The sequence below is a fragment of the Ezakiella sp. genome (assembly GCF_034180565.1).
Classification (GTDB): domain Bacteria; phylum Bacillota; class Clostridia; order Tissierellales; family Peptoniphilaceae; genus Ezakiella.
Genome location: NZ_JAXFOB010000034.1, coordinates 1 through 15,724 on the forward strand (window position 1 = coordinate 1; position 15,724 = coordinate 15,724).

Annotated in this window: 12 protein-coding genes; 6 read left to right on the forward strand and 6 right to left on the reverse strand. The window is 36.4% G+C overall.

All coding sequences use genetic code 11. The features are described from left to right. Positions 1-100 (forward strand): IS3 family transposase (locus SPI61_RS07355; RefSeq protein WP_321136885.1); only part of this gene is annotated, 100 nt, incomplete at its 5' end. 111 nt (positions 101-211) lie between these two features. On the opposite strand, the gene SPI61_RS07360 is transcribed toward SPI61_RS07355, so the two are convergent. Further along, on the reverse strand, positions 212-967 hold the full coding sequence (locus SPI61_RS07360; RefSeq protein WP_321137475.1) for a formate/nitrite transporter family protein: 756 nt from the start codon (positions 965-967) through the stop codon (positions 212-214). Positions 968-1,290: 323 nt separating this feature from the next. Here SPI61_RS07360 and SPI61_RS07365 point away from each other — a divergent pair, with 323 nt between their 5' ends. Next, positions 1,291-1,962 (forward strand): TetR/AcrR family transcriptional regulator, encoded by a 672-nt coding sequence (locus SPI61_RS07365; protein ID WP_321137476.1) that lies wholly within the window; start codon positions 1,291-1,293, stop codon positions 1,960-1,962. 772 nt (positions 1,963-2,734) lie between these two features. Further along, on the forward strand, positions 2,735-9,088 hold the full coding sequence (locus tag SPI61_RS07370) for a S8 family serine peptidase (RefSeq protein WP_321137477.1): 6,354 nt from the start codon (positions 2,735-2,737) through the stop codon (positions 9,086-9,088). A gap of 920 nt (positions 9,089-10,008) precedes the next feature. On the opposite strand, the gene SPI61_RS07375 is transcribed toward SPI61_RS07370, so the two are convergent. Genes SPI61_RS07375 through SPI61_RS07395 form a run of 5 tightly spaced genes read right to left on the reverse strand, consistent with a single transcriptional unit; the run spans position 10,009 to position 13,581 of the window. Next, complete coding sequence (locus SPI61_RS07375; protein WP_321137478.1) at positions 10,009-10,653, reverse strand: hypothetical protein; 645 nt, start codon at positions 10,651-10,653, stop codon at positions 10,009-10,011. After that, entirely contained in the window at positions 10,654-11,496 is an 843-nt protein-coding gene (locus SPI61_RS07380; RefSeq protein ID WP_321137479.1) for a metal ABC transporter permease, read from the reverse strand. It abuts the gene before it with no gap. Beyond that, entirely contained in the window at positions 11,483-12,145 is a 663-nt protein-coding gene (locus SPI61_RS07385) for a metal ABC transporter ATP-binding protein (protein WP_321137480.1), read from the reverse strand. The genes SPI61_RS07380 and SPI61_RS07385 overlap by 14 nt, the downstream gene beginning before the upstream one ends. Continuing rightward, entirely contained in the window at positions 12,145-13,251 is a 1,107-nt protein-coding gene (locus tag SPI61_RS07390; protein WP_321137481.1) for a metal ABC transporter substrate-binding protein, read from the reverse strand. Before SPI61_RS07390 ends, SPI61_RS07385 begins: the two co-directional genes overlap by 1 nt. Positions 13,252-13,296: 45 nt before the next feature. Continuing rightward, a complete protein-coding gene (locus SPI61_RS07395) occupies positions 13,297-13,581 on the reverse strand; it encodes a hypothetical protein (protein ID WP_321137482.1) in 285 nt (94 codons plus the stop codon). Positions 13,582-13,785: 204 nt separating this feature from the next. Between SPI61_RS07395 and rbr the strand changes: the two genes are divergently transcribed. The 3 genes from rbr (at position 13,786) to SPI61_RS07410 (ending at position 15,578) form a co-directional block, all read left to right on the forward strand. Next, positions 13,786-14,367, forward strand: coding sequence for a rubrerythrin (rbr, locus tag SPI61_RS07400; protein WP_321137483.1), 582 nt, complete (start codon positions 13,786-13,788; stop codon positions 14,365-14,367). Between the two features lie 93 nt (positions 14,368-14,460). Then, positions 14,461-15,018 carry a TetR/AcrR family transcriptional regulator gene (locus SPI61_RS07405; RefSeq protein WP_321137484.1) on the forward strand — a complete coding sequence of 186 codons (558 nt, stop codon included), beginning with the start codon at positions 14,461-14,463 and terminating at the stop codon, positions 15,016-15,018. Positions 15,019-15,149: 131 nt separating this feature from the next. Then, the gene (locus tag SPI61_RS07410) at positions 15,150-15,578 is read left to right on the forward strand and encodes a DUF2871 domain-containing protein (protein WP_321137485.1); all 429 of its coding nucleotides are present in this window, start codon (positions 15,150-15,152) and stop codon (positions 15,576-15,578) included. Positions 15,579-15,724: the final 146 nt, after the last annotated feature.

Sequence of the window (15,724 nt, forward strand, 5' to 3'; positions counted from 1 at the left end):
GAGTGCTATTAGAGAATATATTGACTGGTATAATAACAAGAGAATAAAGACAAAATTACACGGCCTGTCACCTGTTGAGTACAGGTTACAAGCCGTGTAGTAAACGCGGTTATTTTGTCCGGGTTTGTGGGTGCATGTCAAAGGGTGCTCTTTTACATAAAAACACCCTTCTTCCGTTTGATTGGAACAAGGGTGTTTGAAACTAATAAATTTAATTTTTAAATGCGTTTTCGTATGCGGCGCCGATAATACATCCGCCTATTATATTGCCGATTGTAACCGGGACAAACGAATTTAGAACAGTCGTTAATATCGGAACGCTTCCGCCCGAGAGATATCCGGTCGTAATATAAAACATATTTGCCACAACGTGCTCGTAGCCCAAAAGTACAAATGTAAAAACGGGAAATGCCGAAAGAAGAAACTTGCCCGGACCTTCGGACGACGCAAAGGACATCCAAACGCTTAAGCAAACTAAAATATTACAAAGAATGCCCGAAACCAACGCGTGGAAAAAACCGAGTGAAGTCTTCTTTACGAGAATATTTTGGAAAAATTCAATCTCTTTCGGGTCATTTTTTATAATGACATAAGTTAAGAGTGAGAAAAAAATCGCTCCGACAAAATTCCAAAACCAAACTCGAGCCCAATTTATAAGAAGCTGTTTTAAACTAATCCTCTTATTTAGAAAACCGACGGAAATCAAAATATTTCCCGTAAAAAGCTCCCCTCCGGCAATCAGAACCAAAATAATCCCAATTGTAAAAGAAAGAGCCACGGCAATCGACTTCAAAGGCGAGTCCGCCATCAAAATATTTATCTTTGAACTTGCGGCGCCGCCGATTGCGATAAACATGCCGGCAAAACTTGCAAGAATACGTGTTGTCGCCGGCCTATAAGTTGCCTTCTTTACACTTAAATCTGAAACAAAATCAGTTATCTCAGCAGGTGTTCTTAAATCTTTCATACCTTACCTCCTAAAACAATTATATTTTATTAAAACAAAAAAGTCAAAAAAGCAAAAAATGATTTTTTGGAGCAAATATTATATTTATATTACATTTGTATAAAGAATATCGTCTGTTAAAACTGAAATTAAAAAAACTTTTAATAAAAATAATATAAATTCTATTTAATTGTTGATTTCCTGATAAAAATAGGGTATAATATAAATAATAAATAAAAAACTAAATTAAAAATATATAATAACGTATTGCCGCGGATTATTTTAATTGACATATTACATTAAATAATAATTCTCGGCATTATAAATAAAAGGAGATCATTTTTATGGCAGTAATAGATTTTAATAAAAAACATTTGACACCACATCGAAGAAATATTATAACATCATTTGTAGATTGTGCAAGAAGAATAATAGATGAAGAAGGAATCGAAGCGGTAACGATTAAAAAACTCGGAGAATGTACCGACCTTAACCCTGCTACAATTTATAACTACTTCGACAACGTTGACCACCTTCTCTACTTTGCGAAACTAAACATCTTCGACGACTTCAACAACGACCTCGCAAACTGGGTAAAAGAAGGGGACGACCCTCTAATGGTATACAAAAAAGTTTGGAGAGCATTTGCAAAACACGCATTCGACAACGCTGCAAAATATAGAGAAGCGCTATTCTCGCCGATTGCAAAAGAACATCCGGACTACCTATATCAATATCGCAAAATATTCCCGATTGAAAACAACGGCTTCCCTGCATATCTCGAAAAAGTACTCTTGAGTAAAACCATGGAAGAAAAATTGAAAGTACTAATTGAAGTTGCGAAATACGTCGGATACTTTGACGAAAAATCCGTAAAACAAACAAATGCCATGTCACTCTACATCTTCGAAGGCCTCCTCGACCGAGTCGCCGACGAAAAAATTGACAAATATGAAGCATATGATGACTTTTGCGATTATTTGGAAATTATTGTGGAGTCATTAAAACTTAGATAGGATATTCAGGAACCGGCTTTCGCCGGTTCTTTTTTATTTGCGGTCCTTTTCGCGATAAACGCTTGATTCATATTTTAGTCGCTGCGACATATTTATCAATATGCCTCACTCCTAAAATATTTCATCGTAAGCGTTTCTCATCGAAAATTCCACGCAAATCACTTTTTTGCGTGTATTATATATGTAAAATATCTCAATGTGAAAATAAATTACTGTAAATGAATTATTGTTGTATGCGGTTACGTTGTTTGTAGCGTCGGGCTACGTCCCGACGCATGAGATATAGATAAACATACGCGTATAAGCAATAAGGTAATACAAATTTTACACGCCGTCTGTAACGGCGGGCACTGTGTGTCCCGCCGCCCATTTTTGTGTACATATAATATGTATTATTACCAACAACGCTGTCCCCATAAAACATCGAACCAAAACTCCGTAAATATCTGTTAAAAACATATCCCCAAATATTTCCAATCGCCTATAACTATACAACATATTGATGCAATATTGCCTAAAAACAAAGTTCTTATATACCAAAACCTATCGCAATGCCGCAATTTTTCCCATAATATACATAAAACACTCAAAATCTTTAATCATAATAAAAACAATTCTACAATTTTCAAATACCGGATTATTATTCTCATTATATTTTTATAAATTTTTTTAAAAGCTGAAAAACTTTTGTAATACAATTGAAATATATTTCATAATATGGTACAATATATATGATGTGACCAAGGTCACAATTATAAATAGGGAGGATCATATGAATAGAAAATTACTTTCAATTTTATTAGCGGTTTTCATGGTGTTTGGAATGATTCCATTCACGTCACAGGCAAGTGACAGCAAAGGTTATACCGAAGCTTATGAAACGCTTACAAAAGAAATGGACAATAAACTGGAGGATGGAAAAGAGTACGAATTTATCGTTGAAATCTTTGAAAACAATCGTCCGGTTTCAAGCCAAACAAGAGATTTGACAGCGCAAACATTCAGTTCAGCTGTCAGAAGAGGAAGAGAACTAAGCTTGATTGAAAAGAGAATAAATGACCAAAATGAAGTTTTGGCAGATATTTTCGGCGAAAGACAACTAAGAAGAAACTCTGATGAAATTTCATACTCAACAATGAGCAAAGCTTCATCATTCAGAGCAAGAAACAATTCTCGCCCTATTATCAAAGACATGGAACAACTAAAGACAATGCCACGTTATAAAGCATTGTTGAACGGTTTTGCATTGAAGATGACTTATGCAGAGGCAAAAGAAGTTGCAATGCTTCCTAATGTTAAGGCAGTTACAAAGGCTGTTGAATACAAGATGCCTGAAAAGCCAAGCATGGGAACAAGTAAAAATATTATAAATGCTAACGTTTCTACTAAGAGAGGATATGATGGTAAAGGCAGAATTGTTGCTATATTAGATACAGGGGCAGATGTTAATCATCCTGATTTTAGGCTTTCAGAAGAAGGATTAAAAGCTGCAAAATATACTAAGCAATCAATTAATGATAAGATTAATGAACTTCATTTATGGGGAGAATACAAAACAGAGAAAATTCCTTATGCATATAACTATGCAGATAGAAGTAATGATTTATTAGATAATGCTGATCATGGTCAACATATTGCTGGTACTATTGCAGGTAACGCTTTAGACCCAAACAATGGAGTTGTCGGAGTTGTTCCTGAAGCTCAGCTTATGGTTATGAGAGTTTTCTCTATCGGTCAACCAACAACAAATACAGCTATTTACGCTGAAGCTATTGATGACGCAGTATTACTAGGCGCAGACTCGATCAATATGAGTTTAGGAAGCTTTGCCGGTTCTGAAGATGCTGATAAAATTATGACTAAGGTTGTTAACAATGCTAATGAACATGGTACTATTGTTTGTATAGCTGGAGGTAATGATGGATATCAATTTAGCAACTTTAACTATCAACCATCAGATATACTTGATTTTGCAACAGTTGGAAGCCCTGCTACAATGAAAGAATCATTAGCTGTTGCTTCTTATAACAACAGTAAAATTTCTTATAAAAGAGGTTTATTTACTTTTGAAGGAAAAGAACTTAATACTGCCATAGGAGACTACACTAAAGCTCAGCCTAAAACAGGCTTAGAAGCTAAAGAATATGATTTAGTTTTTGTTGGCAAAGGCAACCTTGATACAGATTATGATGGTAAAGATGTAGAAGGTAAGATTGTTATAGCGGAACGTGGTGCTGTTGGAATGGAACCTGCTACATTTGGAGTTAAATCAGCGATGGCATATGCCCATGGCGCGGCTGCATGTATCATTGGTTATACAATTAATCATGATCAAAATTATGAACAATTATATTTTCTAACAGTTGAAAATGAGGCGCCAGTTGTTCCGACATATTCTGTTTCAAACAAAGATTATGATGAAATCAAGAAACAACTAGTTAACGAAGAAGGAAAAATAACATTCGTAAAACATGATATGAGCGGTTATGATTCTCCGGTAAAAAATACTATGAGTGTTTTCAATAGCTGGGGACCAACTCCAGGTCTTGGAATCAAGCCTGAAATTACTGCTCCTGGTGGAGATATATGGTCAACTGCTAATAACAATGGTTACCAATCAATGAGCGGTACATCTATGGCAACACCACACGTTGCGGCAGGAATTGCAGCAGTACGTGGAAAGCTTGCTGAAATGAAGAGTTTGGGATTAGAAGATGACCAAATTGCAATGTTCGTTAAGAAGGTTTTAATGAATACAGCAAATCCGGCTAAAACATTAACAGGAAATTCATATTTTTCTGTTAGAAGTCAGGGCGCCGGAATTATGGATTTAGACGATGCTACAAGTGGAAATTATGTTACAGTTGAAGATAACAGAGCTGGTGCAAGTTCGTTTGGAGAAGCTAAAGTTGAATTCAAGCAAATTGACGAAGCAAAATTAAATGTTAATTTGAAGCTTACAAGTTATTTAGAACAAGATGTTAAGTATGATGTTTCATATGTTTTACAAACTGATAAAGTTGAAGACGGCTCTGTTGTGTTGAACCCTGACAAATATGAAGCTATAACATTAGGAAGCGGCGATTTAGGGACGATTAATTTAAGTTCAAAAGGCAATTCGGAATTTGTCAATGAAATTACTTGGGAAGAAAACGAAACTTTAGCAAATGATTATCCAAAGGGATACTTCGTTGACGGATATATATTCTTTAAGCCTCAAATAGACGGAATACCTACATTATCAATTCCGATGCTCGCATTTAAGGGGGATTGGGATATTCTTCCTGTTATAGAAGATTTTATTCACGATTATGATTTGGATGCAGGGGAAAGACCGTTTTGGCTTGACGGTGCTGAAGTAGGAAAAATTTACAAAACTCCAGCTACAGGAATCGATGCCACAATGCTTATGTCAAACTTCTTCTATATAGACAATGGCGAATCGTTTAAAGATGCACTTGGTAGAACAGAAGATGGAAGATTTACGAACCATTTTGCAATAAGTCCCGGCGTTAAAGATAAATCTCAAGACTACTTGCAATTTAAAGGAGTATTTCTTAGAAACTGGGATGATTTTTATATGTTGGTTTCAAAGAATGGCGAAGAAATAAATAAAATTGAAAACCCATATAGAAAGAGCGGTAGAAAATCAGGTTTTACTGTAAATGGAACAGAAATATACTCTATATCAGAAGCGCCATGGATGTGGGACGGAACTGATGCTGATGGCAATCAACTTTCCGAAGGAGAGTATGATTTAACCATTCATGCAGAGATGCAAAATAATCCTAACGCTAAAGCAGATGAAAAGACGGTAAAAGTTATTGTAGATAATACAAAGCCGGAAATAGAGGAAGCTCCGCAATATGATGCGGATAATAAGACTATCACACTTAAAGCGAGCGACAGCTTGTCAGGAATAAAAGCAGTTTACTATATGTATGAAACAGATGATAAAGAAAATCCTATTAAAGTTGAGTGGACCGATAAAGAAACAGATGGATCTTACAAGATAGAAAACTGTGAAAAAGACGGAGGAATTGTTTTTGTATTAGACTGGGCCGGAAATCTTACTAAACTTGATTTAAGCGCAAAAGGTTCAAATGTTATCGAAATCGTTAGAGATTCTGAAGATTATGCAAATGTAGAAATAGCTGTATTTGACAAAGATCATAAGAAAATGACAAATCTTAATGCTCTAGAAGATGGAAAATATACAATTGAAGCTTTAAATGTTCCGGAAGGTGTTAATGTGGAAATAAATCCTACAGAAATAACTTTTGGAGAAGGTGGAGTTACATCGCCTGCGACTGTAAATGTTAAGTTTAGTGAAATTTCACAAGATGAAATTGATCAATACGGAACATTAAAAGTTAATGTAGTGGATAGCAACACAGTTTGGTCTGGCTTTACTATTTATGCCGTTGATGAAAATGGTAAAAAATATGAATTGTATACAAAATTTGACTGGGGCGCCGAAACATACGGAGCAAAAATGCCGGCTGGTGAATATACAATTTTAGTTTTGAATTCAAATGGTGAAGAAATAAATTATTCAGGAGATAAAACTGTTGTAGTAAATAAACAAGATACTACATGGTCTAAGATTAGATTCTTACGTTCTGGAGATTTAGAAGTAAGCATCTGGTCAGAAGCGTCTGAAGTAATTAATAGTATCAAAGATTTAGGTGTTGAAACCCCATCTGAAAATGAATATTCTTTTAATGCAAAGGAAATATTCAGGGTAGTTGACACCGAAACTGGTAAAGACTTATTTGAAGGTAAAGATTATTATGAAGCTTATTTTAAGCCTTGGGATAATGGAGAACAAATAGATTTCTGGATTCCTGCAGATGGCAATTACACAGTTGAATTTATTAATGATAACAGAGAGTATTTAGTTGAGCCTACAAGAGTTGATGCAAAGCTTTACACATATCAAAAAGACGAAGAGCATAAATGGGTTTATATAGATGTGTACTATCCAAAAACGGATACAGCTAATCTTACAATAAAAGAAGAACTAGTTTCCGGCGAAACTTCAACAGAAAAAATCAATGCTAAATATCACTTATATGATGATTATGGCAATGAAATACCTTCAACAACATCAACTACTTGGGAAGGTCTTCAAGCTAAATTCTACACATTAGTAGTTGAAAATCTAAGTGATAAGTTGATTCCTGAAAGAAAAACTTACAAGATAGATGCGTTTAATAACTTAAATGTTGAACAAGTTGTTAGATGGAAGGATGTTACTACTGATCCGGTTAAGAGATACACTTCATTAGTAGTTGGTATCTACGGAGAATATGATAGTACAAACAGAGACATTCAAGTTTTATTAAAGAATGTTTACACTCAAGAAGAGATTGTAATTAATGCTGAAGCGGGTAGTAAAGTTAGTGAAGAATTAGTACCTTTAGGAACTTATGAAGCAACATTGACACTACCTGATGGTATAATTATAGATGAAATCTTCTTGTCAGTAAATGAGTATGATGGGTCGAAAGACGAATTAGTTGCACTTGGAACTAAGTTTAAAGCAACATTTACTACTGCATTTAATGAAATCGAAATCAACTTGAAAAAACAAAAGAGAGATTTCGGTGAGGTAGACGTTATAGCTAATGGCTTACAAGGTGAAACAGTTAATTACAGATTAACCGGACAAGATATTCAAATTGAAGCAATAGACGGAATTTTCAAAAATCTTGAACCTGGTAAATACACATTAAGCTTTGATGTACCTGAAGGATACGAAGTAGATTCAAATGAAATTGAAGTTAATGTTGAAGAAGGAAAAGTAAATACGGTTTACGTTAACTTTAACAAGAAGCTTGATGATACTGTCGCAACCCACAAAGCAAGTATTAAAACTACTGAAGTAAATGAAAAAGGCGAAGTGCTACGTGATTTAGACTTAAAATTCGTTGCAATAGCTGAAGATGGATCACAATATAGCATCGATAAGATTCCTGCAGATACAAAAGTTAAACTTGTAGAAGTTGGTTTGCCGGATGGCTTCGAAAGAAAAGATGCAAGTGATGAATTTATTACTTTTGATGCAGATAAAGAATTTAGCTTTGAATATGTAAATAAAAAAGTTATACCGGCAAATGAAAATGATACAAAAGAAGGATATGTAAATATTACTTTTGACGCGGCTGACAATGGAGTTTTAAATGCTCCAGGATTTAACGATGTTAAAAAACTTTCTTATCTAGTTAAAGAAGCTTACCAAGTTAGTGACTTTAAATTCTATATACCGGAAGTAACACCGGATAAAGACTATGAATTTAAAGACTGGGACAAGCAATTACCTTCAAAGAGATTTGCAAAATCAGAAACATTAGTGGCTCAATACGAATATCATGAACCGATTGTTCCACCAACACCGGACGAACCGAGTGTTCCTGACTATCCGATTATCCCGGACTACCCGGTAATTCCACACAGACCACACAGACCGACGACACCTACAAAAGACATTGTAAAAGACACAACAAAACCGGTTGAAAAACCTGTCGAAGAAAAGAAAGACTACGGAATTGTTGAAACAATGCCTACAATTGCAGCAACATTCTCAGACCTACCTGAAAATGAAGCAGCAGGTTCGATCATGAACATGGTTGCACGCGGAATCCTCAAGGGAATGGACAACGGAAAATTTGAAGGAGAACTCCCGATTACAAGAGCAATGGTTGCAACAGTATTAAAGAGACTTTCAAAAGACCAAACAATCAACAACGTTTCGAACTTCAAAGACGTAAAAGATACAGACTGGTTTGCAGAAGCAGTTAAATGGGCACAATCACAAGGCCTCATCAAAGGCTACGAAGACGGCACATTTAAAGCAAACAACCTCGTAACACGTCAAGAACTCGCGGTTATTATTGAAAGATTCCTGAAAATCCATGGAATTACAATGGAAGAAATAAAAGAACTTTCATACAAAGACCTCGACACATTGCCTGCATGGAGCAAAGATGCTATCATCGCAATGGCAAAAATCGGACTTGTTGAAGGACAAACTGAAGAAATGTACAACCCTGCAAGCGAATTTACAAGAGAAGAACTCGCAGTAATGCTGGAAAAAATTATCATCTGGGTTGAAAAACATTAGAGAAAATATAAAAGACGCCTTTTTTGAGGCGTCTTTTTCTTATTTGCGGTCTATTTTGCGACCTGCTTGCAAACTTCAATTGTTTGATTGCTCGGAGTGCACTTAGCACACCTGCGCAATCAAAAATTGAGTTTACGGCGCATCTCATCAAAATATCCTCGCAAATAACGGCGGGGGTTGGCTGAAATTTGTCAAATGGTTCTTGTTTCGATATTTTATTTACACAGCGTTGTTGGTGGGGTTGTAAATTGTACGGGCGTTATATATGGCGCGAGGATTCAAAGAACCGTCGCGCTACGGCTGTGTTTGCTAATGTATATAATTCGAAAACGTCTCGGTGTGGGGAATATTTGCCGGTGATATTTTTGGTTCGATATTTTATTGGCACAGCGTTGTTGGTGGGGTTGTAAATTGTACGGGCGTTATATATGGCGTGAGGACATCGTTGTTCCTTACGTCACAACGTATGCCGTCCCGCTACGTTGTGTACAGATGCATATACAATTATAAAAATATAATAATTTTATGGATGTTAAGTTGAAAATTTATATATAAATACATAAACGCCGTCCGTAGCGGCGACCAGTTTTTTTATCCATCGAGCAGAAATTTTAATTTCGTCGCGAGATGAGATAAAAAGGTGTATCGCCGCCAAAAGGATGAATTTGGAATGTGCTAAAAAGTTTGGTTCGATATTTTATGGGCACAGCGTTTTCAATTTCTCACAATTTATACACGCTGTTATTTGCGAGGATATTTTGATGAGAAACGGCTCGATGGAGTGTTTTTGGAGTGAGGCATATTGATAAATATGTCGCAACGACTAAAACACGAGATCAGTCGTTTATCGCAAAATATCCCGCAAATAAAAAAGAACCCACAAAAAAACTCCATAATACATAAGTATTACAGAGCACAAATTATTTCTCATTTGTTTTCTTTTCAATTTTTGCGTTCACAAGACGGCAAAGGGGCATCGGGATGTCTTCGACCGTATAGCTTTCGAGTGTTCCGGTCACGACGATTTCGTCGCCGTCGTCGGGGTACTTTTCGTCGCTGTTACTCGAGATGAATTCGAGCCCTTGCGCGCAACACGCGAGCGCATCTTTTATGAGACAGTAGTGGGTCATGCTTTTTCCTTCGGTGGTCGGGAAGGTGTACGAGTTTCCGTAAATTTTAAAAGTTTTCCCGGCGTAACTCTCCGGGTCCTGCACAACCATAAAGACGGTCGCATAAATCATGTCGGAGTTCATTTCGGTCAAGTCGTAGTCGATGTCTTTTTTATTTTCTTCGCCTACATTTTCCGCTTTTTTATTTTCTTCATTTTTATCTTCATTTATTTCCTTAACATCTTCTTCGGTCGCCTGAAAATCATTTTTAAGTGCTTTTTCATTTTCGGCATTTTCCTTTTTCTCTTGTTCCTTTTTCATTTCTTCTTCAATCGTATCTTTCACACTTTTTGTCGTTGAAAACATCTGATTTTTGTTTTGTCTTTTTTTACCGCATCCGGCAATTGCAACAAAAATTATAAATATAATAAAGAATTTTATAAATCTATTTTTCATTTATTCACCTCGCACGATGTTAAAAATTTTACAAATTGCAAAGATTAAAACATTTGCACCGACGATTGTGGAGCCGACGGGAGTGCCGACAAGAATTGCAAAGACAATTCCCAAAACTGCACAAAACACCGAAAAGAGAACAGACAATATGCATACACTTTTAAATGAGTGAGTTATTTTCATTGCTGAAATTGTCGGAAAGACGATGAGTGCGGAAACGAGAAGCGAACCCACAAGTTTCATTGCAAGAGATATTACAATTGCAATGATTATTGATAACAAGAGATTTGTAAGTTCGATATTTACGCCGGTTGCCTTTGCGTATTCTCCGTCAAATGTTACGGCAAAGATGTTTTTATAGTTTGTGAGAAAAAATATTAAAACCAAAATCGAGAGCGCTATGCAGCTGTAAACGTCGGAGAGCTTCAGCGTCAAAATCGAGGTCGAGCCGAAAAGAGTTGTGCAGACGTCGACTGCGACGTTCGGTCCTGTTTTAAACACGTTCATGACGAGATATCCGAGCGCAAGAGCGGATACTGCAATCATTGCAATTGCCGCGTCGGATGTAAGGCTCATTTTCTTTCCCGAGTTTAAGAGAAGAATCGCCGTCAAAATTGTGACGGGAAGAATCAGGTACATTTTGTTTGTAAGGCCCACAACTGTCGCAACGCTCATAGAGCCGAATGCAACATTTGAGAGGCTGTTTCCGATGTAACTGTATCTTTTTAAAACGAGCACAACGCCCAAGATTGAAGAAGCGAGCGCAATCAAAACACCTGTGATGAGAGCATATCTCACAAAAGGGTATTCCATATACATAAAAAATTTATTAAAGAGTTCCATTTTCGTAGTCCTCCTTTTTCCCGAAATAAAAATTTGCTCCGAGTTTTAAAACATGGCTTGCGTATTTTAGCGCATCCGTCGTGTCGTGGCTGATCATGATTATGGTTGTGCCGGATTTATTTAAATCGTTTATGAGTTTATACATATTTTCGCGCGCGGAGTCGTCGAGTCCCGTGACCGGTTCGTCCAATATCAAAACTTTTTTATTGCTTACAAAAGCGCGGGCGAGCAAAACTTTCTCCTGTTGTCCTCCCGAAAGTTTCGAAAATGCTCTCTCTTTCAAATCGAGAATCCCGAAATTTTGAAGTGCCTCCAAACATTTTTTCTTTTCAGATTTGGTGTAGAAACATAAAAAGTTTGGGCGGTTTCCCGAGATTACAACTTCATAAACAGTTGCCGGAAAATCGGGAGCGAGCGAGAAAAGTTGTGGAAGATAGCCTATGTCCTCCTTTTTAAGACCATTAAGCACAACCTCGCCGCCAAGCGGTTTTAAAAGTCCCAAAAGCGTTTTTATGAGGGTGGATTTTCCGGTGCCGTTTTCACCCAAAACGAGAATATAATCGCCGGAGTGGATTTTTAAATTTAAAGAATCGGAAAGGATTTGACGCTTGTAGCCAAACGCCAAATCCTTAACATCAATTGAGTACATTAATTTAGACCCGCCTTAAGCGCGCTGAGATTTTCTTCCATAATTTCGAGATAGCTCGTGTTGTCGCTTGAAGAAACCGATTCGAGAGAATTTAAAACACGGATTTCCTGTGTTTTAGTTTTTGTATTTTCTTTAATCGTTTCGGCGATTTTATGGTCCGAGTCGGAAAGAGTGAAAATAGAATTTAAACCGAGCTCGTCGACTTTATTTGCCAAAAATACAATTGTTTCAAAACTTGCTTCGGATTCTTGCGAACATCCTACAAACGCAGCATAGTATTTCAAATTGTAGTCGTCGACCAAATATCTGAACGGGAATCTGTCGCCGAAAAGCACGGTGTCGAACTTTTGATTCGAAAGTTCTTCGGAGTATTTTTTGTCCAAAGCGTCCAACTTTTCAACATATGCTTTTAAATTTTCGTCGAACTTGTCAGCGTATTTCGGGCTTAACTTCTTTAGATTTTCGCAGATTTCATTACAAACGAGTTTTGCATTCTTTAAAGAAAGCCAAACATGTTCGTCCATTTCGACTTCGTCGTGGTGGTGATGATGATGCTCATCATGTTCGTCTTCATCGTGGTCGTCTTCATCATCATGTTCATCTTCATCTTCATCATGTTCATGTTCATCTTCATCGTGGTCATGGTCGTGGTCTTCGTCTTCCATTCCTTCGACAACTTCTTCCGGTTTGATATTGTCCTTTAAAACTTCCATCATATTTATCGCCGTCACATTCGGACTTTCCTTGATTGCGTCCGGCGCCCATTCGTCGGACTCTCCGCCGACATAAACAAAAAGATTTGCATTTTTTATGCTTGTAATATCTTCGGCGCTCGGCTCGAAATTGTGCAAATTGATTCCCTTGTCGGTCAAATTTTTCACAGTTACATTTGTGTCCTTTGCGATTTCTTTGACCCAGTCGTAGGACGGATAAATATTTGTGACGACGCTTATTTCATCGTCTTTGTTTTCGTCTTTTTCTACATTTTCTTCTACATTTTTTGTGTTTTCTTTTTCTTCTTTAACGGCGCCGTCTTTTTTTGCGCAGCCGCCGACAAATAGCACTGCTACGAGTGCAAAAATAATTAATTTAATTTTACCTTTCATATTAACCTCCAATAATTAGAATAAATTTTTGATGAGATTTTAAATCTAATCGTTTATTCTAACCTTGAGGTCAATCGGAGTTTCTTTTATTTTTATTTCAAAATTATAATTTTTGTAAATCGAAATAAATGCTCTAAAAAAGAGAGCGAAAAATAAAATAGAGACGGTGATTCTATTTCTTTCATTTACATTCACAGCTTCTATGTAGCTGCAGATGGAGCAATTGTGGTGTGTGCAAATATGGTTCGCACAAAAAAGCGCCGTGCATGTAAAGAGAATTGTGAGCACGAGAAATATAAGTGCAAAAGCAAAAACAATTTTTTTATTCATAGAATCACCTCCTCAATATGAAATCTATTATCATTTTCATTATAGGATTTTCGAATTCGGTTGTCAAATAAATGAAAATAATAAGAAAAATAAAAATTACAGTAACAACAAATTTACACAAATGTGTTTAAAACAGATTTAATGGGTATATATAAAAATGCACGATTATATGGGGAATATAAAATTTATTATGGAGGTATTAAAATGGAATTAAAAGGTTCAAAAACAGCAACAAACCTTATGACTGCATTTGCAGGCGAATGCCAAGCAGTTATGAGATACAAAATGTATGCAAGTCAAGCAAAGAAAGAAGGCTTGGAAGTAATTCAAGCGGTTTTCGAAGAAACTGCAGAAAATGAAAGAGCACACGCAAACAGACTCTACAAATACTTAAAAGAAGAATTGAACGATGAAGGCATCACAATCAATGCCGAATATCCTGTTCACTTGGGAGACACTCTCACAAACTTAAGAGCAGCTGCTGAAGGTGAAGAATACGAACATTCAGATATGTATCCTACATTTGCTGAAATTGCAAAAGAAGAAGGATTCAAAGCAATCGCTGCAACATTGAAAGAAATCGGTGAAGTTGAAGAACACCACGACAAGAGATACACTGAACTTGCAGACAGACTTGAAAAAGATACACTCTTCGAAAGAGAAGAAGAAGTTTATTGGATTTGTCTAAACTGCGGATATGTACACAAGGGCAAAAAAGCTCCTAAGAAATGTCCGGCATGTGATCACCCACAAGGATTCTTCAAAGTTTTACTCGAAGATTATTAAAAACTATGCCGTCACTTTTGTGGCGGCTTTTTTTATTGAGACAAAATTCAAAATGTGATATAATATAAGTGTAAAGTTTCGAGAGGAGAAAATATGGCAAATCCTATTACTTCAAAAGAATCGATTTTAAAAGTTGCAAGAGAAATTGTTTCAAAAGAGGGACTGAAAGCTTTAAACATAAGAAAAATAGCAAGAGAATGTGACATTGCAATCGGCTCTGTTTATTACTACTTTCCGTCGAAGGACGAACTGATGATTGAAGTCATCGAAAGTGTTTGGGAAGACATCTTCAGAATTGAGGAGATGGACTCTCAAGATATATCCTTTGTCGACTTTATTGAAAAAATCTTCAACCACACCGAAGAGGGCATTAAAAAATATCCGAACTTTTTCTCAATCCACTCGCTTACTTTCAAAGCGCAAAATATGAACAAAGCAAAAGACTCAATGACGAAATTTATCGATAAATTCAAAGAAAATCTTTTGATTTCAATCGAGAGGGATGAGTCTATAAATCAAAATGCATTCAATTCGGACTTTACAAAAGAACAACTTATAGAATTTATATTATCGGCTTTGATGTCGCTTGTGCTTCAGAAAAACTACGACACAAAGACACTCACTTATATGATAAAAAAGACAATATATTAAGAATCTCACCTCGGGTGGGATTTTATTAGAGCATTTATTGAACATTGTTCAAACACTCTAACAAAATTGGTTAAAATCATTTGCCGAAATGAGTGACAAATGCTTTTAAATAAAATCGAAAGGAGAAGCAAATGACAAAAAAATACGTAAACCTCTCATTTATCTACGCGATAATCGGACTTGTTGCCGGTGCGTTCTATCGTGAATTCACAAAATACATCGGCTACACGGCAAGGACGAGAATGGCGCTTGCGCACCCACACTTTTTATTTTTGGGCGCATTTATGTTTTTGATTATCGCGCTGTTTTCAATGAATTTGAAGCTCGAAAATGAGAAGACATTCAAAACATTCTTTTTAAGCTACAACATCGGAGTTGTAATCACAGCGGCGATGCTATTTCTTCGCGGACTCACGGAAGTGATGGATTGGGGTGACAATAAAGCACTCGACGCGTCGATTTCGGGTATCGCGGGCGTTGGGCACATCGTCCTTACGGTAGGATTTGTGTTTATGTATATCACGCTCAAAAGAGCGATTGATAATAGAGCGAGAAACTAGAGTTTCAAACCCGAGACAAGATTTTCTCTTTAAACGGAAATCATAACTCCTTGGAAATAAAGGACTGTAAGCGGTCCTTTATTTTTTTGGGATAAAATTATTTTTCCATTATTCAAGAAAGTGTGGTATAATGTAATTAGAAATTA